The sequence below is a fragment of the Stenotrophomonas koreensis genome (assembly GCF_001431525.1).
GTDB lineage: Bacteria > Pseudomonadota > Gammaproteobacteria > Xanthomonadales > Xanthomonadaceae > Stenotrophomonas > Stenotrophomonas koreensis.
This window is the reverse complement of record NZ_LDJH01000029.1, coordinates 21,866-44,379: the sequence shown is the minus strand read 5'-3', so window position 1 is coordinate 44,379 and position 22,514 is coordinate 21,866. Positions and strand designations below refer to the sequence as shown.

Sequence of the window (22,514 nt, the reverse complement as noted above, 5' to 3'; positions counted from 1 at the left end):
GTTGGTGCCGTGCGGTACCGACGCTTTTTTGTGTCTGGAATCCAGGCCATGTGCTCCGGTATCCAGGTTCGCGGTCTGATGGGGAGTGAGTACGGGATCAGCGCTGCCGGCCGCCTGCCTTGCTGGCAAGGCGTGGCGCGCCGACTGCTACCGCAAACAACTACGGCCCCTTGCGGGGCCGTAGTCACCTTCTTTTCAGATCAACGGATTGATCAGAACTTCTGGTTGTACTTCATGTACAGGAAGCGGCCCACATCGAAGCCACCGTAGTACGAGAAGTTGGAGCTCGGCTGATCGAAGTGCAACGGGCCTTCATTGTTGAAGACGTTGTTGGCACCGACCGAGATACGGGCATTCCACGGTGCAGCCCAGCTGATCTGCAGGTCATGGAAGGTCACGCCACCCAGTTCGTTCAACGGAACGATGGTGCCCTGGGTGTCCGGAGCCTGGTAGTTCGGCAGGGTGCAGCGCTCGTCGAAGTAGCACTGTTCCTTGGTGCCGGAGTAGTAACGCACGCCCCAGTTGGCCGACCAGTCGCCCTGGTTCCAGGACAGGTTGGCATTGGTGCGGTTACGGAACGCCGCATTGAAGCCGTTGGACTGCGACGGGATCACACCCGGCTCGTTGGTGGCAGTGGACTCGTACTTGCTGACGTAGGTGCTGCTGACCTTGGCGTTGAAGCGGCCAACGGCGGTTTCCATGCCGTAGCTGACTTCGAAGTCGAAACCTTCGGTTTCGGTGTAGCCGGCATTGCGCATGCCGTAGGTCAGTTCGCCCACGATGTTGCCATTGGCCGGATCACGCGAGAACTGTGAGCAACGCGATTCGATCAGGTTGACATAGCAGTCGCTGAGGATCTGGTTCGGGCTATCGGACACCACGGTGTTTTCGATGCGCACCTTCCAGAAATCCAGGCTGGTGGAGAAGCCTTCGATTGCCGACGGGCTCCAGACCATACCGATGGTGGTGGACTCGGAGGTTTCCGGCTCCATGAACGGGTTGGAGCCGGAGTTGAACGGGACCGGGGTCTGGTCAGCCGGGCCGTCGGTCGGGACGAAGCCCTGCTTCAGCTGGCGGAAGCCGGCACCGGCATCAGCCAAGCACTTGGCCGAACCACGGGCGGTACCGTAGACGCTGTCGCACGGGTCGCGGAAGCCGGTGGTGAAGGTCTGCGAGGAACCGCCGTACAGGTCACCAATGGTCGGGGCGCGGAAGCCCTCGGCGTAGGTGGCGCGCACCAGCAGGTCATCCGTCGGACGCCACTTCAGGCCGAACTTGTTGTTGACCGTGTCACCGAAGGTGTTGAAATCGGAGTAACGGGTGGCGGCGTTGAAGGTCAGTTCCTTGGCACCCGGCAGGTCGGCCAGGATCGGCACGTTCAATTCCAGGTAGAACTCGTCAACGGTGTAGGTGCCGAAGGTCGGGCCCGAAGCCAGGTTGGTGGATTCACCGGACTGGGAAATCGCATCCGGGGTGAAGCCGCCTTCTTCCTTGCGGTACTCATAGCCCAGGGCGAAGCCCAGGTCACCGGCCGGCAGGGTGAACAGCGAACCGGACAGGTTGGCGAAGTAGTTGTGGGTCTTGCTCAGGCCCAGCGCGTGTTCCTGCTTGAACAGGTGGTTGACCACGTTCGGGTCATCCAGCGAGTTGGCCACTGCACCGGTACCGAAACCGGCAAACGGGTTCCACGGGGTGCAGGAGGTCAACGCAATCGGATTGGCAGCCGTACCGCACTGCACCACACCCTGGTCATTCAGGAACGACGGGCCAACCGCAGACTTGATGCCCGGGATGTAGAAGTTGCCGTTGTTGATGATGGTGGTGTCGGTTTCGCTGAACATGTAGCCAGCATCCCAATCGAAGTAGCGCTCGCCCACTTCGAAGGAGCCTTCCAGGCCGGCGGTGAAACGCCACTGCGACACGGTGGTGTCGGTGGTGCGCGGCAGCTCCCAGCCGCGACGGCGCCAGTCAACGGCGCTCGCACCGCCGGTGGGGTTGAAGTAGCTGTCAGCCGACATCGGAGCGCCAACAGCGGCCGATTGGGTCGGGTAACCGGCAATCTGACGGTTCGATTCGCGACGGGTATAACCGATATCCGAGGTGAAGCGGATAGTGTCGGTGATGTCGTAATTGGCGTTGATGTAGACCGCGCGACGCTCCAGCGGGGTCAGCAGCATCATCTGATGTGCCGAGTTGCTGGTGTCATCAATGGTCTGGTCGTGGAACTGGTCAGCGCCCAGGGCGCTGCCGCCACGGTTCGGAGCCTGCCATGCGCCGCTGGTGCCCGACGGGCGCCAGTTGCCCCACTGGCCGACAGAGGTCAGCGAGCTGTTCGGCGAGAAGCCCGGATAGGTGTCGGCCGAGTAGTGGCGGTCTTTGGCCCACACGGCTTCTTCTTCATGCACTTCGGCACCGATGGTCAGCGAGCCGCGTTCGCCTGCCATGCCGATGACCATGTCATAGGACTTCTTGGAGCCATCGCCCTGGCTGTACTGGCCGATGTAGGCATTGGCTTCTGCGCCGGTGAAGTTCTTGCGGGTGATGATGTTGATCACACCGGCCATGGCGTCCGAGCCATAGATGGAGGAGGCGCCATCCTTCAGCACTTCGATACGCTCGACCATCACGGTCGGGATGGTGGAGACGTCCTGGAAACCGTCCGGGCTGATGGCCAGACGCTTGCCGTTGACCAGCACCAGGGTGCGCTGTGCACCCAGGTTGCGCAGATCGATGTACTGGCCGCCGGCTTCCTGGTTGGACGTCAGCGGCGAGGAGCGGCTGAAGGACGGGCTGCCGGTGGCGGAGATGTTCTGCAGGATGTCACCCACAGAGGCAAAGCCCTGGGACTCGATGTCCTGACGCGAAATGCTCAGCACCGGCTGGGCGGTTTCAACGTCGACCTGGCGGATACGCGAGCCGGTGACTTCCAGGCGGTCCAGGGTGGTGGTGGAATCTTGCGCGAACACGGTGCCGGTGGTACCAGCAGCGCCAACGGCCAGTGCGATCAGCACGGCGTCACGCAGCTTGCTCTGCTTGCAATTCATGCTCTCTCTCTCTCCAAGCGGGTTGGAACAGTTAATTGATTGGCCTGCGAGGGGAGACGAAAACCGGCTCCAAGAACACTCAGGCTGAGCCGATACTAACCGGGGTTTTGCGGAAATTAAAGATTCGTAAACAAATTTCCGAAATAGCCCGATACGTACTTGCCGATGCGTACGGTTTCGTGATCGTTGTTCAGGCTGATGAATGCGCAATGCAAGACGGCGCCGTTGCGGCGCCGTCGTTGTGGATCAGAGATCTTGCTGGTAACGCACGTAAGGCACGGTGCCTTCGTCATCGCCCGCATTGCGCGGGGCGAAGGGGTTCTTGCCGCGGGTGATGACGTTGTCGGCACCGACGGTGAGCTGGCCGCTCCAGGGGGTCCGCCAGGTAATGCCCAGGCCCAGCCCCTCCCATTTGCCTTCGCGTCCGGGGGCATCGATGACACGCCCGACGATATTGGCGCTGAAGGGCCCGTAGCCGGCACCGACGCTGATGCTTTTGCTGTCCCACTGGCTGATCAGCGCTGCGGGGGCATCGGCCATCGGCACCAGTCGTGCCCGGGCGTAGGTGCCGGCGAGCGACACGAAGCCTTCGCGGCCGATGTTCCGTTGCCCGATGACGGTCAGGTTGGCCTGCTCACCACGGCTGCCGCCGCGCGGATTGGTATTGAGCCAGGCGGGAAGCTGGTGCCGGCTGTTGCCGACACTGACTCCGAGCCGGCCGCCGGGGCGGACCAGGCTGGCGCCGGTGTTGAACTGCCGGGTGCTGCCATCGCTGCGGGCCAGCATGCAGTTGCTGGCCAGTGCCGACAGCGCCGTGCCCGCCGGTGCATTGCTGCACAGCAGGCCGAGCGAATCGTCCTGGTCCAGGCCGAAGGTGGCTCCGAGGCTGGAACGGCCCAGGCGCCAGTTGCTGCCCGATTCACTGGTGGGCTCCAGCAGCAGCAGGGCTTCGACCTTGCCGTTGTCACTGTTCCAGACAGGCAGCACCGTGCCGTCGGGCCCGCCGGCATGGGCCACGCCCGCCACGGCGGTGGCGAGCAGCAAGGTCAGCGGTAGTCGGAGCAGGGAGCGCATCGTAGCCTTTGACACCGGGCAAACAGGAAAGTTCCGGCGACGGCCGGTACGCCATCGTAGGAATATTATGAATCCTTAACAAGTCGCGATCTCCCCAGATCGCGACCTGCGTTCCATATCTGTGCTGTCAATGCAGCCGGTCGGCAGAGGTGGCGTGCATGTGGGCGGGGTTGAACAATAAGTTCAGGTCGGTCAAAGAGAAGTGATACTCGCGTGCGCAGAACTCGCAGCGCACCTCGACTTCGCCGTCATTGGCCTCGGCGGCCGCCAGGGCCTCCTGCTGGCCCAGCGACTGCAGCATGTCCCTGACCCGCTCCGGCGAGCAGGAGCAGGCAAAGCGCAGCGGCTTGTTGCCCAGCAGTTGCACCGCCTCTTCATGGAACAGCCGGTGCAGCAGGGTTTCGGCTTGGGTAGTGGCCAGTTCGGCCTGGCCGAGGGTATCGAACAGCGCGCAGGCGCGGTTCCAGCCATCGCTGTCGCCCTCGTCACCGGGCAGCTTCTGCAGCATCAGGCCGGCAATGCCGTTGCCGTCGGCAGTGAGCAGCAGCCGGGTGGGAAGCTGCTCGGAACGGCGGAAATAATCTTCCAGGGCACCGTCCAGGCTGACGGCGTCAAGGTTGATCAGGCTCTGGTAGCGCTGCGGCTCGCGCGGGTCCAGGCCGGGGTTTTCGATGGTCATGGCGAGCATGGCCTGGTCGCCCAGGGCATTGAGCTGGCGCGGGGCATCCCGGCCTTCGGCCAGGCGCACCAGGCCGCGCACGGTACCGGCCGAGGTGCACTCGGCAAACAGGGTGTGCAGGTCCGACGGGCTGCGCAGGGTTAGCGACAACCGACCGTCAACCTTGACGTGGCCGGTGAGCAGGGCGCTGGCAGCCAGGGCCTGGCCGAGCAGCTCGGTAGCGGCGGGCGGGTACTGGGCGTGGGACTGCAGCTCGGCCCAGCTGGCATCGAGTTGGACATGCACGCCGCGAACGCCTGCCTCGGGCAGCAGAAAGCGTACAAGCTGGTCGGTATGGGTGGTCATCAGGGCATCCGGGGGCAGGGGCATTGGCGGATAATGGCTGACCAATGCAGGTAGACAGGTGGGTTGGATATGGGGACGGGGCAGCCGGCAGGCAAGCGTCGGCGTGGTTGGCGGTGGTTGTTGATTGTGCCGTTTGTGCTGGTGCTGTTCAGCGTGTTGCAGGTGCTGGTGCTGCGGTTTGTCGATCCGCCGTTCTCGATGGTGATGGCTGCCGATCAGGCCGGGCGCTGGATCCACGGCCCGGATCGCAGCTGGGTGGCCTATGACTGGGTGGATCGGGGGCAGATGGCCGCCTGCCTGCCGATTTCACTGGTGGCTGCCGAAGACCAGCAGTTTCCGTTCCATCGCGGCTTTGACCTGGATGCGATTGCCAAGGCGCGCAGGCACAACGAGCGCGGCGGCAAGGTGCGCGGTGCCAGCACGATCAGCCAACAGGTGGCCAAGAACCTGTTCCTCTGGCAGGGCCGCAGCTGGCTACGCAAGGGCCTGGAAGCCTGGTACACCGGGTTGATCGAGTTGTTCTGGCCCAAGCAGCGGATCATCGAGATGTACGCCAACATCGCCGAGTTCGGCCCCGGGGTGTATGGCGCCCAGGCGGCCTCGCGCCGGTTCTTTGGCCGTGATGCTGCCCGGCTGTCGGCTGGCCAGTGTGCGCGGCTGGCGGCGGTGCTGCCCTCGCCGCGGCGTTACAACGCCGCCACTCCGGGGCCGTATGTGCAACGGCGCGCGGCCTGGATCCAGCGCCAGGTACGCCAGCTCGGTGGTCCTGGCTATCTGCAGGAACAATGATGAACCTTGAACCGGCGGCCCTGCCGATGACCCTGATCCCGGCTCCTTCCGGCCTGCCACTGAAGCTGACCGTGGTGGTGGCCGCGTTCAACGAGGCGCAGGCCTTGCCATTGCTGCATCCGCGGATCCAGGCGGCGCTGGCGCTGGTCGACGGCCTGCAGGGGCGGGTGCTGTATGTCGATGATGGCAGCAGTGACGACACCTGGTCGGTGTTGCAGGCGCTGGCGGCGGCCGACAGCCGGGTGAGCCTGCTGCGGCTGTCGCGCAATTTCGGCAAGGAAGTGGCCCTGACCGCCGGCCTGGACCAGGTCAGCGAGGGGGCGGCCTTGATTCTGGACGCCGATGGCCAGGATCCGCCGGAGCTGCTGCCGCAGTTTGTCCAGTTGTGGCAGCAGGGCTTTGACAATGTGCATGGCACCCGGATTGCGCGCGAGGGTGAGGGCTGGCTCAAGCGGGTGACGGCGGCGTTGTTCTATCGGGTGATCGGGCGCCTGTCGCGCACCCCGATCCCGGCCGATACCGGCGATTTCCGCCTGCTTTCGCCGCGCGCGCTGGCGGCGTTGCGCCAGCTGCGGGAGCGCCAGCGCTTCATGAAAGGCCTGTTCGGCTGGGTCGGTTTCCGGCATGTCGCCCTGCCGTACCGGCGTGAGCCGCGGATGGCCGGGGGCAGCAAGTTCGGCTTCTGGAAGCTGTGGAACTTTGCGCTGGATGGGGTAACCGGGTTTTCGACCGCGCCGTTGCGGGTGGCCACCTATCTGGGCCTGGCCACGGCCGGGCTGGCATTTGCCTTTGCGATCTGGGTGGTCGGCAAGGCCTTGTTGTTTGGTGACCGGGTCGCCGGTTGGCCGACGATGATGGCGGTGATCCTGTTGCTCGGTGGCGTGCAGTTGATCGCACTGGGCCTGATCGGCGAGTACCTCGGCCGCTTGTACGAGGAAGCCAAGCAGCGCCCGCTGTACCTGGTGGAGAGCTGGCTGCCGGCCGGCGTTGCCCAGGGCGCAGAGGACGAACCGGCCTGAAACGCGGCAGCCCCGCGGGGGCGGGGCTGCGGGTCTGGTGGCGCTGGGTGGGTTACAGGATCACCGAAGTGACCGAGACAAAGTGGCAGACGCTGCCGCCGATCACGAACATGTGCCAGATCGCGTGCGAGTAGGGGATCGATTCGCGGTGATAGAAGATCGTCCCCAGGGTATAGAAGGCGCCGCCGGCGAACAGCCAGCCCAGGGTCCAGCCATCCAGTGACGCCCACATCGGTTTGATCGCCACCAGTACCAGCCAGCCCATGGCGATGTAGATCAGCGTGGACAGCCGTTTGAAGCGGCCGGTGTAGAACAACTTGAAGATCACTCCGGCCACGGCCAGGGTCCAGATCGCGCTGAACAGGCCCCAGCCCCATGCCCCGCGCAGTCCTACCAGGGTGAACGGGGTATAGGTGCCGGCGATCAGCAGGTAGATCGCGCAGTGGTCGAAGACCTTCAGCCGGCCCTTGGATACCGGGTGCTGGATGGCGTGGTACAGGGTCGAGGCGGTGTACAGCAGCAGCAGGGTGACGCCAAAGACAATCGCGCTGGCCAGCTGCCAGCCATCGCCATAGATCGCCGCCAGGGTGATCAGCACGGCGCCACCGGCCAGTGCCGCGGTGGCCGCCAGGCCATGGGTCATGGCATTGACAATTTCCTCGCGGATGGAAGCAATCGAGGTCATGGGTCGGATCAGGTCACAGTGTGGGGTGAATCATCCTACCGCGTCCCCCGCAATGGCTGCATTGCCATATCCCGTGATTGACCTGCTCCGGGCGCTGGTACGGAGCAGGTCATCGGGTCGCGTCAGTCCGTGCCCTGGCTGTAAGCGGTCTCGCGGGTGGCGGCAAAGCGCACGTCCGGCGCGCGTTCCTGGGCCAGCTGCAGGTTGACCCGGGTCGGGGCCAGGTAGACCAGGTGGCCGGAAGCATCCAGCGCCAGGTTGGAGGCGTTCTTTTCGCGGAACTCTTCCAGCTTCCGTTCGTTGTCGCAGCTGACCCAGCGCGCGGTGGTGATCGAGACCGGCTCGAACACCGCTTCCACCCCGTACTCGTCCTTCAAGCGGTAGGCGGCCACGTCGAACTGCAGCACGCCGACCGCGCCCAGGATCAGGTCGTTGGACATGATCGGGCGGAAGAACTGGGTGGCGCCTTCCTCGGAGAGCTGGGCCAGGCCCTTCTGCAGCTGCTTGAGCTTGAGCGGGTCCTTCAGGCGCGCACGGCGGAACAGTTCCGGAGCGAAGTTCGGGATGCCGGTGAAGCTGATCGCCTCGCCCTCGGTGAAGGTGTCACCGATGGAGATGGTGCCGTGGTTGTGGATGCCGATCACATCCCCCGGCCAGGCCTCGGCGGCGATCTCGCGATCACTGGCCATGAAGGTCAGCGCGTTGGCCAGCTTCATTTCCTTGCCGGAGCGGACGTGGAAGGTCTTCATGCCGGCGCTGAAGCGGCCCGAGCACACCCGCATGAAGGCCACGCGGTCGCGGTGCTGCGGGTCCATGTTGGCCTGGATCTTGAACACGAAGCCGGTCAGCTTGTCCTCGGCCGGGGCCACCTGGCGGCCGGTGGTGGCACGCGGCTGCGGCGCCGGGGCGTGCTCGATGAAGAAATCCAGCAGCGGCTGCACGCCGAAGTTGTTCACGCCCGAGCCGAAGAACACCGGGGTCTGCCTGCCGGCCAGGTAGGCAGCCTTGTCGAACGGATGGCTGGCGCCCTGCACCAGTTCCAGCTCCTCGCGCAGGTCGGTGAGCATTTTCTCGCCGATGCGCTCGGCCAGGGCCGGGTCGTCGATCGAGGCGAAGATGGTCGAGTCCTGGCGGGTGAAGTTGCGGCCCGGTTCGTACAGGTGGACCTCGCCGCTGATCAGGTGGACCACGCCCTTCAGACGCTGGCCCATGCCGATCGGCCAGGTCACCGGCGCGCACTGGATGCCGAGCACGGTTTCCACTTCATCCAGCAGCTCGATCGGGTCCTTGCCCTCGCGGTCGAGCTTGTTGATGAAGGTCATGATCGGGGTGTCGCGCAGGCGGCAGACCTCCATCAGCTTGATGGTGCGCTCCTCCACGCCCTTGGCCACGTCGATCACCATCAGCGCCGAGTCCACCGCGGTCAGCACGCGGTAGGTGTCCTCGCCGAAGTCGGCGTGGCCGGGGGTGTCGAGCAGGTTGACGATCTTGCCCTCGTACGGGAACTGCATCACCGAGGAGGTGACCGAGATGCCGCGCTCCTTTTCCAGCGCCATCCAGTCGGAGGTGGCGTGCTTGCTGGTCTTGCGCGACTTGACCGAGCCGGCCATCTGGATCGCGCCTCCGAACAGCAGCAGCTTTTCGGTCAGCGTGGTCTTGCCGGCGTCAGGATGGGAAATGATTGCGAACGTACGGCGACGTCCGGCTTCGGTGGCAACTGTGGACATGGGCTACCCGCGCCCGCGCGGGCGCCGTGTGTGCGATTAAACCGGCGATTATAGCGGTCAGGGTCCGGCGCTGCCGCTGCTGGCCTGCAAGCGGCCCTGCGGGCCATTCAGTTGTACCGGGATGCTGTGCAGGGACAGCCCGGTGTTGATCTGCACGGCAAAATGCAGGTGCGCACCACGGCTGTAGCCGGTATTGCCGACCCGGCCCAGGGGCTGGCCCTGGGCAATCCGCTGCCCCGGTGTGACCGCCAGGCTGCCGGCCTGCAGGTGGGCGTAGATCGCCATGCTGCCGTCCTCGTGTTCGATGCGTACCCAGTTGCCGCCATCGCCGGCCACGTTGGTGGTGCAGCAGGCGCTGCTGCGTGTGGCCATCACCCGGCCGGCGCGTGCGGCCAGCACCGGCGTGCCTTCGGCCAGGGCGAAATCCCAGGCGTAGCGGTTCTGTGCATCGTGATGGCTGGCTCGGCCATGGGCGCCCTGGTGCACGCGCACCCCGGCAGCCGGGTCGAACGGCAGCCGGTACTCGAATGCCTGGCTGGCCGGCTGCGGCTGGCCAGGCACGCTGTCGAGCACCAGCTGATAGGCCGGGCCTGCCGGCAATTCCAGCAGCAGCTGCTGGCCCGGCCCGGACAGGGTGCGCAGCAACGGCAACAGCGGCGAGACCCCGGGTTGGCGGTTGCGCAGACGGACCTGCACCGGGCCAAAGCCGCGGTGGTCGACCCAGACCTGGATCAGCGTGCCGCGCTGGCGCAACTGCAGCTGTGGCGTGGCGGTGTCGCTGGCCGGGGCGGGCGGGCTGCCGGCCAGGCCCCAGCCGCTGCGCCACTGGCTGGCCGCGGCAGTGCCACAGACCAGGGCCAGCAGGCCGGCAGACAAACCCACACAGCAGCGACGCAGACAGGACATCGGCACAGCATCGCATCGGTGGGAAGACTTGCCCAGCACGGGCATGCCGGGTTGCCAATTGGCGCATTTATCTTTTCATGCCGATAAAGCGATTGACATCATTCCAGGGGCAGTGGCATGCTCGGTCCACCATCAAGACCGGCAGAGGGACAGGCCCGATGAAGCCGGGGCAGCCAGCGCGACCTTTCGGTCGTGTGTTGGTGCCAAATCCTGCGGTGTGACCCTGGCGTCACCCGGCAGATGGTCCGTCCTTTCTCTCCCCCGGAACGGACGTCTGCCGCGCGGTCTTGCTGGTTTTTCCCTGTCGGAGCCCATCATGCCTGCCGCGCTTGCCCCTGTTGCCACCGCTGTTCCCACCCATGTCCGCGGCAGCCACCGGGCCGAGCTGGTGCTGCGCCATGCCGGCCCGCTGGTGGCCAGGATCGGTTACGAGCTGCAGGGCCCGGCCGATGCCCCGGTGCTGTTCGTGGCCGGCGGTATTTCAGCCAACCGGCACCTGGCAGGCAGTGCACTCTGGCCCGAGCCCGGCTGGGCGCAGGGCCTGGTCGGGGCGCAACGCACGCTGGACCCGGGCCGCTGGCGGCTGCTGTCGATGGATTACCTGGGCGCCGATGGCCAGCTGGACCTGCCCATCGATACCGCCGACCAGGCGCAGGCCATCGCGCAGTTGCTGCCGCAGTTGGGGATCGCCCAGCTGGCGGGCTTTGTCGGCTATTCCTACGGCGCGCTGGTCGGGCTGCAGCTGGCTGCACAACACCCGAGCCTGCTGCAACGGCTGGTGGTGGTCAGTGGCGCGCACCGGCCACACCCTTACGCCAGCGCCTGGCGCGCGTTGCAGCGGCGGGCGGTGGCGCTGGGGCAGCTGCAGTACGGTGATGCCCACGGATTGGCCCTGGCCCGGCAGTTCGCCATGCTCAGCTACCGTACGCCGGAAGAGTTTGACGAGCGTTTTGACGCTGCCCCGGTGTTGATCAATGGCCGGGTGCGGGTGCCGGCCGAAGACTACCTGGATGCGGCCGGTGCGCGCTTTGTGGGCAGGATGCCGGCCACCGCCTTCGTGCGCCTGTCCGAATCGATCGACCTGCACCGGGTCGATCCGGCGCAGGTGCAGCTGCCGACCACGGTGATTGCGGTGGAGGGCGATCGCCTGGTGCCGCTGGCCGACATGGTCAACCTGGTCGAAGGCCTGGGCAGCCGGGCCACCCTGCGCGTGTTGCGTTCGGCCTATGGCCATGACGCCTTCCTGAAGGAAACCGACCGTATCGATGCGCTGCTGGCCAGTGCCTTGCATCCCCCTGGAGAAACCCGATGAGCCTGACCGCGACAGATTTCCCGGCAGCGAGCACGCTGGCGGTACGCGCTGGAATTGACTGCGATACCGCCCATGGCGCGGTAACCCCGCCGCTGGTGCTGTCCTCCAACTTCAGTTTTACCGGCCTGGGCGGCAAGCGCCGCTATGACTACAGCCGCAGCGGCAACCCCACCCGGGACCATCTGGGCCAGGCCCTGGCCGAACTGGAAGGTGGCGCCGGCGGGGTCATCACGGCCTCGGGAATGGCCGCCATCAGCCTGGTCCTGCATGCCCTGCTCAAGCCCGGACAGCAGCTGCTGGTCCCGCACGACGCCTACGGCGGCAGCTGGCGGTTGTTCAATGCGCTGGCAGACAAGGGCCATTTCGGTTTGATCACGGTGGATTTCACTGATCCACAGGCGCTGGCGGCGGCGCTGGCGCAGGCACCGGCACTGGTCCTGGTGGAAACGCCGTCAAACCCGCTGCTGCGGCTGACCGACATCCGTTTCGTGGCCGAGGCTGCGCACCGTGCAGGGGCCTTGCTGGTGGTGGACAACACCTTCCTGTCACCGGCGCTGCAGCAGCCGATCGCGCTGGGCGCCGATGTCGTGCTGCATTCAACCACCAAGTACATCAACGGCCACAGCGACGTGGTTGGTGGTGCGGTCGTGGCCGCCGATCCCCAGGTCCACGAGCAGCTGGCCTGGTGGGCCAACGCGCTGGGGCTGACCGGAGCACCGTTCGATGCCTTCCTGACCCTGCGCGGCCTGCGTACCCTGGATGCCCGCCTGCGCGTGCACCAGGAAAATACCGCCGCCATTGCCGCCTTGCTGGATGGCCACCCGGCGGTGGCGGCGCTGCATTGGCCCGGCCTGCCCAGCCACCCCGGTCATCGCCTGGCCAGGCGGCAACAACAGGGATTCGGCGCGATGCTGTCCTTTGAACTGGCCGGTGGGCTGCCGGCGGCAGAGGCGTTTGTCACCGGCCTGCGCTGGTTCACCCTGGCCGAATCCCTGGGTGGGGTGGAAAGCCTGGTGGCCCACCCGGCGAGCATGACCCATGCGGCGATGAGCGCGCCGGCGCGTCAGGCAGCCGGCATCGGTGATGGCCTGCTGCGGTTGTCGGTGGGCATCGAGGCGGCTCAGGACCTGCTGCAGGACCTGGCCGCCGCACTGGAGCGGGCGGCGCAGGCCGCTGGGCGCGTGGTGCCGACGGTTGCCGGCTGAAGCCAGGCGCCTGAAGCCGGGCGCCTGAGCAGGCCGGCCAGCGAGCGCGGTTTCAGCACTCGATCACATTGACCGCCAGCCCGCCGCGGCTGGTTTCCTTGTACTTGTCCTGCATGTCGCGGCCGGTATCGCGCATGGTCTTGATCACCTTGTCCAGCGAGACCTTGTGCTTGCCATCGCCACGCATCGCCATCCGGGTGGCGTTGATCGCCTTGACCGCGCCCATCGCATTGCGTTCGATGCACGGAATCTGCACCAGGCCGCCGATCGGATCGCAGGTCAGGCCCAGGTTGTGCTCCATGCCGATCTCGGCGGCGTTCTCGATCTGTCCCGGCTTGCCGCCGAGCGCGGCCATCAGCCCACCGGCGGCCATCGAGCAGGCCACCCCGACTTCGCCCTGGCAGCCGACCTCGGCCCCGGAAATCGAGGCGTTTTCCTTGTACAGGATGCCGATCGCCGCAGCGGTGAGCAGGAAGTCGAACACGCCCTGTTCGCTGGCGCCGGCACAGAAGCGGTCGTAGTAATGCAGCACTGCCGGGATGATCCCGGCCGCGCCGTTGGTCGGAGCGGTGACCACCCGGCCGCCGGCGGCGTTTTCCTCATTCACCGCCAGCGCGTACAGGTTGACCCAGTCCAGCGTGGTCAGTGGATCACGCATCGCCGCTTCCGGGCGCGCGGACAGCTCGCGGTGCAGGGCCGGGGCACGCCGGCCGACCTTCAACCCGCCGGGCAGCACGCCTTCGCTGCGGATGCCGCGGTTGACGCACGCCTGCATGGCCTCCCAGATTTCGCGCAGGCCGGCGCGGATCTGCTCTTCGCTGCGCCAGCACTTCTCGTTTTCAAACATCAGCTGGGCGATGGACAGGTCGCTGCGCGCGCACTGGGCCAGCAGTTCGTCGCCGCTTTTGAACGGGTAGGGCAGCGGAGTCTGGTCCGGTACGATGCGGTCATCGGCAGCATCGTCGGCATTGACCACAAAGCCGCCGCCGACCGAGTAATAGTCGCGGGTGGCCAGGACGGCGCCGGCCGCATCAAAGGCGGTAAAACGCATGCCATTGGTGTGGTAAGGCAGCTTCTGGCGCTTGTTCAGCGCCAGGTCGCGCTTTTCATCAAAGGCAATGCTGTGCTGGCCCATCAGGTTCAGGCGCTTGTCGGCGCGGATCCGTGCCAGCGTCTGCGGGATGATGTCCGGGTCGATCAGGTTGGGACGATGGCCTTCCAGCCCGAGCAGTACCGCAGTGTCGGTGCCGTGGCCACGCCCGGTCAGGGCCAGCGAGCCGAACACTTCGGCACGGATGCGCACGGTATCGCGCAGGCAATTGCCATCCAGCAGCCAGCGGTGCACAAAGCGCTCGGCCGCCCGCATCGGGCCCACGGTGTGCGAGGAGCTCGGGCCAATGCCAATCTTGAACAGATCAAAGGTAGAAACGGACATGCGCAGCTGCTTAACGACGGTACAAGGCTGTCTATTCTAGGTGGGAAGCATGGCGCCGGTTGTTTGCGGCGCAGCAATGACCAGCAGGCGGAGGGGAAATGCGATTCCAGTTGTATCAGCGTGACGATTGCCACCTGTGTGACCTGGCCCTGGGGGTGCTGGCGCAGGCACAGCTGCCCGAATTCGAGTCGGTCTTCATCGATGGCGACCAGGCCCTGGAGCGCTGTTACGGCGCGCGGGTGCCGGTGCTGGTGGATGCCCGCGGGCGCGAGCTGGCCTGGCCGTTTGCCGCCGACCAGGTGCGCGCCTGGCTGGCACTGCCATGAGCGCCGCCGGGGCGGCGCCCGCGCCCACTCAGCGCTGATCTGGGGTGAGCGGAGCCAGTTCGGCATTGCGGTCGCGGGTGGCCTCCAGCTCGATCCGGATCTGCACGGTATCGCCGACCATGCCCGGCCAGGCATCGGCGCCAAAGGCGGCACGGGACAGGGAGGTGGTGGCCGAAAAGCCCACCGTCTGCCGGAACGGGGGCAGCGGATGGCGACGCTGGCCATTGCGCTGGGCGCGCAGTTGCAGTGGCAGGCTCACCCCGCGCAGCTCCAGGGTGCCGTCGATCAGCAGGTCACCGTTCTGATCCAGCGTGACCTTGTCTGAGCGAAAGCGCGCCTCCGGGTAATTGTCCACGGCGAGCAGGCCACTGCCATGCACTGCGGCGTTCCAGCGCTCATCGCCAAAATCCAGCCGCGCCGGCTGCAGCACGACCTCGACCCTGCTGCTGTCCGGTTGTTCCGGGTCGTAGTGCAGTACGCCGGCACTGACCGGCATCAACGCCAGTGATTGCGAGAAGCCTGCATGCTCGACGGCGACCAGGAGCTTGCTGTGGACCGGGTCCACCTGCCACAGCGGTACGCTGGCCTGGCTGGCCAGGCTCAGCAGTAACAGGGCCGATCCAAGTAATGGGCGCATGCAGTGGGTTCCAGGGCCGGGTTGCCGGCAGTCTAGCGGCAGTCGGCACGCCTGCGTGTGCAGGGATTGAACTTAAGGCTACACTGCCGACCTGGTGCCAACGGATGGCTGCGCGTAAGGGGCGCGAGGCGATGTGGGATGGCCTTCAACGACCGATCAACGCACTGGCGTGGCCTGGCAGGGTGCTGGCCATGTTGCTGCTGCTTGCCGTGCCGCTGGCCGCAGTGGCACAGATGCAGTCGCCACGCATGCAGCGGTTCCTGGCCAGCGACGGCCTGCCCTCGCGGCAGGTGCTGCAACTGGCCAAGGACAGCAAAGGCAACATCTGGGCGGCGACCGCCGATGGCCTGGCGCGGATGGACGGCACCGAGATCCGGGTCTGGCAGCACCAGCCGGGACAGCGCGACTCCTTGCCGCTGAACTACATCGAATCACTGGCCATTGATGACGAAGACCGGGTCTGGGTGGGCAGCAACGGCATGGGGCTGCTGCGCCTGCGCGCCGATGGCAGTGGCTTTGAGGTGTTTCCGGAAATCACCCTGCGCTGTGGCAGGCAGGTGTGGTCATTGGCCTGGATGGACGGGGTGCTGTGGGTGGGGGGCAATGGCGAAGGCCTGTGCCTGGTCGACAAACAGGGTCGCATCCGCCAGATCGGCGTCGGCGGGCAGCCCGATCAGCTGCCTGACGGTCAGATCTATGTGCTGCGCCCGGACCCGCGCGGGCGGATGTGGATTGGTACCGGTGCCGGCCTGGTCCGCTGGGAAAATGACCAGCTGCACCGGGTGGCCCAGGCGCAGCTGGGCAACAGCGTGATCACCCGGATCAGCGTGGACAGCGATGGCCGGGTCTGGGTCGGCAGCCATGGCCAGCTGTGGCAGCTGCGGGTGGCCGATGAGGCACTGACCGCGGTCAACGGCCCGCAGGGCGAGCCGTTGCGCTCGGCCGCCGTGCTCCAGGACAACGACGGGACGCACTGGCTGGGCACCGCCGCCGGTCTGTACCTGCAGCGCGATGGCCGGATGCAGCAGCTCCAGGGCGGTGCGCTGTCCGGGCTGTGGATGCCCAACAGCACGGTGGTGGACATGCTCCAGGACCACGAGGGCGGGCTGTGGTTTGCCACCTACAGCCAGGGACTGGCCTACCTGCCGCCGGATTGGCGGCGTTTTGGCAATGTGCATCAATTCCAGGGCGAGCTGCTGGAAAGCATCGGCCTGACCCGCAGTACGCCCGATGGCGATGGCTTTCTGATCAGCAGTGACGCCGGCCTGTTCCGGCTCGATGGCCAGGGACAGCTCAGCCGCCTGCTCAGCCGCAAGCAGGTCGATGACAAGGCCCTGTGGTCGGTGCTGGTGCTGCCTGATGGGCGGATCCTGCTCGGTGGCCGGGGTCAGCTGTTCTGGTATGAGCGGCACAGCGGCCGCCTGAGCAGCAAACGCATCATTGCCGGCGATGACCCGTTCCAGCGGGTGAATCTGATGACCCTGATGCCCGATGGCAGCATCTGGATGCAGGTCCATGGCGTCGGCCTGCAGCAGCGCAGCGTCGACGGCCGGCTGCTCAGGCAGCTGCGGCCAGGCGGGCCGGAAGGCCTGCTCGACGAGCTGATCCACCAGCTGCGGCCGGGACCGGATGGCGGCCTGTGGATCACCAGCGAGGGTGGGGTACAGCGCTGGCATGACAACCAGCTGGTCACCGTCAGTGGCTTGCCGGCGGACCTGCCGGTGTATGACATTGTCTTTGCCTATCCGGACCTGGTCTGGCTGGCCGGTGAAGGCATGATCGGGCGCTATCGCCAGGCAGGCAACCGGCTGCAGCTGCAGGAGCATGTCGGTCCTGCCGAGGGCGTCCCTCCGGTCAGCCTGGGGGGGCTGCTGCTGGCCGATAGTGGCCAGGTCTGGGCCACCTCCTCGCGCGGGCTGGTGCGCTGGTCCGGCAAGGGCCAGGTGCAGGTGTTCGGGATCAGTGATGGTCTGGCCGAAACCGAGTTCCTTCACCATCCGCCCAGCCGCAATGCGCGGCGTGGCCTGGCCTTGAACAGCGGTGGTCTGGTCCATTTCGATCTGGATCAACCGCCGCAACCGCTGCCACCCTCGCAGCTGCAGATTGCAGCACTGGATGTGCGGGTGGCCGATGCGGCCCGGCTGCAGCCCCGCCCCTTGCTTGATGGCCTGGTCACGCTGCAGCCGGATGACCGTGAACTGTTGATCACCGCCCGGCTGCTGACCCATGTCGGCCGCAACAGCCAGCGCTACCGTTTCAGGCTGCGTGACCACGAGCAGGACTGGTTCGAGGTCGGCGTCGATGGCCAGCGCAGCCTGGCCGGTCTGCCGGCGGGGCACTACGTGATGGAAGTGCAGGCGCGTTCGGGGCAGTCCGGCTGGAGCGAATCGACCACGTTCGGCATCCAGGTGCTGCCGCATTGGTGGGCCAGTGCGCCGGCGCGGGCTGTCTGGGTGCTGTGCGGGTTTTTGCTGCTGGGGCTGGCCTGGCTGGTGTTCCAGCGCCGCAGGCAGCAGCACAGGCGCTGGCAGGCGCTGCGTCAGCGGCAACAGCTGGCCGAGCAGTCTTCGCAGTTCAAGACCCACTTCCTCTCGGCACTGGGCCATGAAGTGCGTACCCCGTTGACCGGGGTGATCGGGATGAGTGAATTGTTGATGGAAACCCCGCTGGATCAGCGTCAGCGCAACTGGGTCAGTGGCATCCAGAATGCCGGTGGGCAGTTGCTCAACCTGCTGGATGATGCGCTGGACATGGCCGGAATCGAGGCCGGCCGGCTGCAGCTGCAATGCCAGCCGTTTTCGCTGCAGAGCCTGCTTGCCGAGGTGGCCCGGCCACTGCAGCAGAAGGTGCAGGCCAAGGGGCTGACCCTGGCCATGCCCGACGACCTGCCGGGCCCGGTCTGCGTGCATGGCGACATGGTGCGCCTGCGCCAGGTGCTCAACAACCTGCTGGCCAACGCCATCCGGCATACCCACAGCGGTACGGTCGCCCTGCAGGTGAGGCTGGACTCGCTCGGGCGTGGCCTGTGCCTTGAGGTGCACGACAGCGGCCAGGCACTGAGCGAGGAAAACCAACGCCACCTGTTTGATCGCTTCCAGGGCAGGGACAATGCCCAGTTGCGGGTTGCCGGTGGTGGCGTCGGCCTGGCCATCAGCCGTGAACTGGTGCATGCGATGGGTGGCAGTATCCAGGTGCACAGTGACCGTGGCGGTGGCAACTGCATCAGCGTGCAGCTGCCGCTGCGCTGGGAGCTGGAGCGCGCCGATCACCCGCTGCCGTCAGTGGTCCTGCCGGCAGCTGCACCGGTTGCGTTGAAAATCCTGCTGGTCGAAGACGACAGGACCGTGGCCGAGGTGATCTGTGCGCTGTTGCAGGCCCGTGGCCACCAGGTCAGCCATGTGGTCAACGGCCTGCAGGCGCTGTCGCTGATTGTGACCGAAGAGTTTGATGCCGGTCTGCTGGATCTGGATCTGCCGGGCATCGATGGCCTGAGCCTGGCCCGTCAGATCCGTGCGATGGGCAAGCGGCTGCCGTTGCTGGCGGTGACCGCCCGCTCCGATGCGCAGGCCGAGGGTGAGGTGTGCCAGGCCGGTTTCGATGCCTATGTACGCAAGCCGGTGACCGGGGTGTTGTTGGCCGAGGCGTTGGTGGGCATGCTGCGTGAGCAGGATCCGGCCACGGCCAAGGAGCTGGCGTAAGTGATCAAGCCACGTACCCCCGGCTATTGGGCGCTGCTGTTGTTGGCATTGCTGATGCTGCTGGTGCCGACGGCCGGCGCGGCATTGCTGTCCACGGCCCGCTTGCAGGCACAGCCGTACCTGCGCGAGTTCACCGTGGCCGATGGCCTGCCCTCGTCCAACATCCGCGCCATCGCCGAAGACCGGTTTGGTTACCTGTGGCTGGCCAGTGCCGATGGCCTGGTGCGCTTTGACGGGCGCGATTTCCGTACCTGGCGCACCGAAAACGGCCTGCGCGACAACGAGTTGTGGGCCGTGCATGTCGATGCCCGCAACCAGTTGTGGGTGGGGACCCATTCGGCCGGCCTGGTCATGCTCAGTGCCGACCGGCGCAACTTCCGCTATTTCGACCAGCAGTCCTATCCGCAGATCGGTTCCAACCGGATCTGGGCCATCACCTCAACCGCCGACGGCGCGATCTGGTTCGGCACCGAAAACGCCGGTCTGTACCGTTTGGCGCCGGACAACAGCATCCGCGTTTTCCTGCCCGAGCACGGCAATCCGCGCTCGCTGCCCTCACGCGCGGTAGGGCAGTTGCTGGTCACCGATGACGGCCAGCTGTGGGTCGGTACCCAGAACGGTGTGGCCCGCTGGACCGGGGGCGATTTTGAACGGCTGCCGCTGGAGCAGCTGCCCTCGCCGTTGATCAACACCCTGCAGGGCGATCAACAGGGACGGGTCTGGGTAGGCACCAGCCGGGGCACCGTGGTGGTGCAGCCCGATGGCCAGATCCAGACCCCGCAGCTGGACAGCGAGCCGGGCAAGGAAGCACTGCAGCTGCTGGTACAGGACAGCCGGGGCGAGTACTGGTACGACACCCGCGGGGGGCTGGGCCTGAGCCGGGATGGCCACTGGGTCAGCGATGTGCCGGTGTTCAGTGCGATGGCGCGGCGTGCGGTGCGGCCGTCATGGATGCTGGGCTACGAGGACCGCGAAGGTGGCCTGTGGTTTGGCAGCATGGACAATGGCCTGTGGTACCTGCCTGCCAACTGGCGTCAATTCACCCACCTGCAGGGGGACCGCGACAACCGTCAGGGGCTGCGCAATCCGTTGGCCACGGCGCTGGCGGCTTCCTCGCGCGATGGCCTGTGGGTGGTCGGCAGTGGCGGCATTCTGGACCACATCGATCCACGCAGCGGCCGGATCCAGCAGCACTTCACCCTACCGCTGGGGCAGACCTGGCTGCGCTCGGTCGCCGAAGATGGCCAGGGCAGGGTCTGGATCGGCACCCATCACCAGTTGATCCGCTATGACCCGGGCACTGGCCAGCTGCGGCGCTGGTTCAATGGCGATAACGACAACCCGGCCCCGGCGGGCACGATTTCGCGCCTGGTCCGCTGCAACCAGGGACGGATGTGGGTGTTCAGCCGCGAAGGCGGCCTGCAGCTGCGTGACAGCGATGGGCGGATCGCCTGGTCCCTTGCTGTTGACCTGGCCCCGGCTCCGCTGCAGGACATCCACACGCTCCAGTGCGGCCCGGATGACCAGCTGTGGCTGGGCACCGAACTGGGGGTGCAGCGGTTCGACCCGCTGCAGCAGCAGTTCATTCCGGTGCCGGGCTCGCCGCAGCTGGCGGTGTATGTGATGCGCTTCAGTGTCGATGGCGTGCTGTGGCTGGGCCACCAGGGGGCATTGAGCCTGCACCTGCTGCGCGATGATGGCCTGCACAAGGTGGACCGGATTGACCAGCTCAGCGGCTTTCCGCACATCACCCCCAATGGCCTGGTGCTGGATGTGCAGGGGGTGGCCTGGGTAAGTGCCGCCCGTGGGCTGTACCGGGTGGACCTGGCCAATCGCAGTGTGCGCCCGTTCGGTGTCCAGGACGGGCTGCGCAGCCAGGAATTCATTGCCAATACCCTGGGCATGAGCAACCGCGGCCAGGTGTATGCCGCCACCGCCTTCGGTGTGCTGCTGCTGGATCCTGCCGCGCTGGTGCCGAGCAAGTTGCGCCAGGTGCTGGCCATCGAGCGGGTGACCGCACGCCAGGGCGACGAACTGCTGGACCTGACCCACCAGACGCCGCTGCTGATCGAGCCGGACATGCGTGACCTGCAGGTCAATGCGCGCCTGCTGTCCTTTGCCGATGGCAGCAGCAACCTCTACCGCTTCAAGCTGGAAGGTTTCGATCCGGACTGGGTCGAAGTGGGCAACAGTGGCGAGCGGATTTTCTCCACCCTGCGTTCGGGCCAGTACAAGCTGCTGGTGCAGGCGCGTACGGCCGACAACGTCTGGTCATCGGTGCAGGTGCTCCCGTTCCGGGTATTGCCGCCGTGGTGGGCCAGCACCACCGGCATCGTGCTGTATGCCTTGCTGTTGCTGGTGCTGGTCTGGGTTGGCCTGCGTCTGTACCGGCGCCGGCTGCAGCGCATCAATGAGCTGGACCTGGCCCGGCGCACGCGCGAGCTGGCCGAGCAGGCCTCGCTGGCCAAGACCCGGTTCCTGGCCAACCTCGGCCATGAAGTCCGCACGCCGTTGACCGGTGTGCTGGGCATGAGTGAACTGCTGCTGGCCTCGGACCTGGCCTGGCGTGAGCGCGGCTACGCCCAGGCCATCCAGCAGGCCGGCGAGCACCTGCTGCGGCTGGTCAATGACGCGCTGGACCTGGCCCGGATCGAAGCGGGCAAGCTGGAGCTGCAGCAGACCCTGGTGGATCTGGGCGGGCTGACCGACCAGGTGGTGATGCTGATGGCCCCGCTGGCCCAGGCCAAGCAGCTGCACTTTGTCACCGAGCGGGGCTTTGCACCGACCACCCATGTGCTGGGTGATGCGGTGCGTCTGCGTCAGATCATGCTCAACCTGCTCGGCAATGCGATCAAGTTCACCGCGACCGGCCAGGTCACCCTGCGGGTGAAGGTAGCGGCGGTTTCGCCGGGTCTGTCGATCGAGATCGTCGATACCGGCCCTGGCATTGCCGATGCGCAGAAGCAGCGCCTGTTCAAGCGTTTCGAGCAGGCCGAAGGGGCGCGTACCGCCGAGCGCTATGGCGGCAGTGGCCTGGGGCTGTCCATCAGCAATGAGCTGGCCATGGCGATGGGCGGCAGCATCAGTGTCGACAGCCAGCCCGGCCGTGGTGCGCGCTTCATGGTGCAGTTGCCGTTGCCCTGGGAGCTCAAGCCGGTGGCCGCCGAGCCGGTGGTGCCCAGCACGCCGAGCCTGCAGGGGCTGTCGATCCTGCTGGTCGAGGATGACCTGACCGTTGCCGAGGTGATCTGTAGCCTGCTGCAGGTGCGCCAGCACCGGGTGCGGCATGTCGGTCATGGCCTGGCAGCCCTGGCCGAGCTCGCTGCGCAGTCCTTTGACATCGCCCTGCTGGACCTGGACCTGCCGGGCCTGGATGGCATCAAGCTGGCCGGTCAGCTGCGTGCGATGGGCTACCGGCTGCCGTTGCTGGCAGTGACCGCGCGCGCCGATGCCGAAGCCTGCGAGCAGGCGATGGCGCACGGCTTCAATGGCTTCCTGCGCAAGCCGGTAACCGGCCAGATGCTGGAAGAGGCCATTGCCGCGGCGATCATCGCGGCAGGGCAGGCCGCCACGGCCGGCAGCGGAAACGACCAGGCCGGGCAATGAGCCCGGCCTGTGCAGGTGGTTGCTGTT

The 22,514-nt window shown here is 66.3% G+C and carries 15 protein-coding genes and 1 riboswitch; of the genes, 7 read left to right on the top strand and 8 right to left on the bottom strand.

What is annotated here, in order from left to right:
* Nucleotides 1-212 precede the first annotated feature (212 nt).
* The 3 genes from ABB25_RS13170 to hslO all read right to left on the bottom strand — a co-directional run bounded on the left by ABB25_RS13170 (nucleotide 213) and on the right by hslO (nucleotide 5,142).
* Nucleotides 213-3,044 carry a TonB-dependent receptor gene (locus ABB25_RS13170; RefSeq protein WP_057667534.1) on the bottom strand — a complete coding sequence of 944 codons (2,832 nt, stop codon included), beginning with the start codon at nucleotides 3,042-3,044 and terminating at the stop codon, nucleotides 213-215.
* A gap of 246 nt (nucleotides 3,045-3,290) precedes the next feature.
* On the bottom strand, nucleotides 3,291-4,118 hold the full coding sequence (locus ABB25_RS13165; RefSeq protein WP_057667532.1) for an XOO1806 family protein: 828 nt from the start codon (nucleotides 4,116-4,118) through the stop codon (nucleotides 3,291-3,293).
* A 127-nt stretch (nucleotides 4,119-4,245) separates the two neighbouring features.
* A complete protein-coding gene (hslO, locus tag ABB25_RS13160) occupies nucleotides 4,246-5,142 on the bottom strand; it encodes an Hsp33 family molecular chaperone HslO (protein WP_057667587.1) in 897 nt (298 codons plus the stop codon).
* A 69-nt stretch (nucleotides 5,143-5,211) separates the two neighbouring features.
* Here hslO and mtgA point away from each other — a divergent pair, with 69 nt between their 5' ends.
* Nucleotides 5,212-5,931, top strand: a complete 720-nt coding sequence (mtgA, locus tag ABB25_RS13155) for a monofunctional biosynthetic peptidoglycan transglycosylase (RefSeq protein ID WP_057667530.1) — start codon at nucleotides 5,212-5,214, stop codon at nucleotides 5,929-5,931.
* Between the two features lie 26 nt (nucleotides 5,932-5,957).
* Nucleotides 5,958-6,950, top strand: coding sequence for a glycosyltransferase family 2 protein (locus tag ABB25_RS13150; RefSeq protein ID WP_057667585.1), 993 nt, complete (start codon nucleotides 5,958-5,960; stop codon nucleotides 6,948-6,950).
* Between the two features lie 52 nt (nucleotides 6,951-7,002).
* Here the strand turns inward: ABB25_RS13150 and trhA are convergent, their stop codons facing one another.
* The 3 genes from trhA to ABB25_RS13135 all read right to left on the bottom strand — a co-directional run bounded on the left by trhA (nucleotide 7,003) and on the right by ABB25_RS13135 (nucleotide 10,268).
* Entirely contained in the window at nucleotides 7,003-7,635 is a 633-nt protein-coding gene (gene trhA, locus ABB25_RS13145) for a PAQR family membrane homeostasis protein TrhA (RefSeq protein ID WP_057667528.1), read from the bottom strand.
* 122 nt (nucleotides 7,636-7,757) lie between these two features.
* Nucleotides 7,758-9,362: a peptide chain release factor 3 gene (locus ABB25_RS13140; protein ID WP_057667526.1), complete on the bottom strand. Its 1,605-nt coding sequence runs from the start codon at nucleotides 9,360-9,362 to the stop codon at nucleotides 7,758-7,760.
* Between the two features lie 57 nt (nucleotides 9,363-9,419).
* Nucleotides 9,420-10,268 carry a M23 family metallopeptidase gene (locus ABB25_RS13135; protein WP_160319444.1) on the bottom strand — a complete coding sequence of 283 codons (849 nt, stop codon included), beginning with the start codon at nucleotides 10,266-10,268 and terminating at the stop codon, nucleotides 9,420-9,422.
* Nucleotides 10,269-10,394: 126 nt separating this feature from the next.
* Nucleotides 10,395-10,515, top strand: a riboswitch (SAM riboswitch).
* A gap of 69 nt (nucleotides 10,516-10,584) precedes the next feature.
* On the opposite strand from ABB25_RS13135, the gene metX reads away from it, so the two are divergent.
* Both metX and metB read left to right on the top strand, forming a co-directional pair.
* Entirely contained in the window at nucleotides 10,585-11,580 is a 996-nt protein-coding gene (gene metX / locus ABB25_RS13130; RefSeq protein WP_057667524.1) for a homoserine O-succinyltransferase MetX, read from the top strand.
* Entirely contained in the window at nucleotides 11,577-12,785 is a 1,209-nt protein-coding gene (metB, locus tag ABB25_RS13125) for a cystathionine gamma-synthase (RefSeq protein ID WP_057667522.1), read from the top strand. The genes metX and metB overlap by 4 nt, the downstream gene beginning before the upstream one ends.
* A gap of 52 nt (nucleotides 12,786-12,837) precedes the next feature.
* On the opposite strand, the gene ABB25_RS13120 is transcribed toward metB, so the two are convergent.
* The gene (locus ABB25_RS13120) at nucleotides 12,838-14,220 is read right to left on the bottom strand and encodes an L-serine ammonia-lyase (protein ID WP_057667520.1); all 1,383 of its coding nucleotides are present in this window, start codon (nucleotides 14,218-14,220) and stop codon (nucleotides 12,838-12,840) included.
* Between the two features lie 98 nt (nucleotides 14,221-14,318).
* Between ABB25_RS13120 and ABB25_RS13115 the strand changes: the two genes are divergently transcribed.
* Entirely contained in the window at nucleotides 14,319-14,546 is a 228-nt protein-coding gene (locus ABB25_RS13115) for a glutaredoxin family protein (protein WP_057667519.1), read from the top strand.
* A 28-nt stretch (nucleotides 14,547-14,574) separates the two neighbouring features.
* On the opposite strand, the gene ABB25_RS13110 is transcribed toward ABB25_RS13115, so the two are convergent.
* The gene (locus tag ABB25_RS13110) at nucleotides 14,575-15,183 is read right to left on the bottom strand and encodes a YceI family protein (protein WP_057667517.1); all 609 of its coding nucleotides are present in this window, start codon (nucleotides 15,181-15,183) and stop codon (nucleotides 14,575-14,577) included.
* 104 nt (nucleotides 15,184-15,287) lie between these two features.
* Here ABB25_RS13110 and ABB25_RS13105 point away from each other — a divergent pair, with 104 nt between their 5' ends.
* Together ABB25_RS13105 and ABB25_RS13100 are read left to right on the top strand one after the other, a co-directional pair.
* A complete protein-coding gene (locus ABB25_RS13105; RefSeq protein WP_160319443.1) occupies nucleotides 15,288-18,881 on the top strand; it encodes a two-component regulator propeller domain-containing protein in 3,594 nt (1,197 codons plus the stop codon).
* Nucleotides 18,882-22,487, top strand: a complete 3,606-nt coding sequence (locus tag ABB25_RS13100) for a hybrid sensor histidine kinase/response regulator (RefSeq protein ID WP_244477826.1) — start codon at nucleotides 18,882-18,884, stop codon at nucleotides 22,485-22,487.
* The last annotated feature ends 27 nt before the right edge of the window (nucleotides 22,488-22,514 follow it).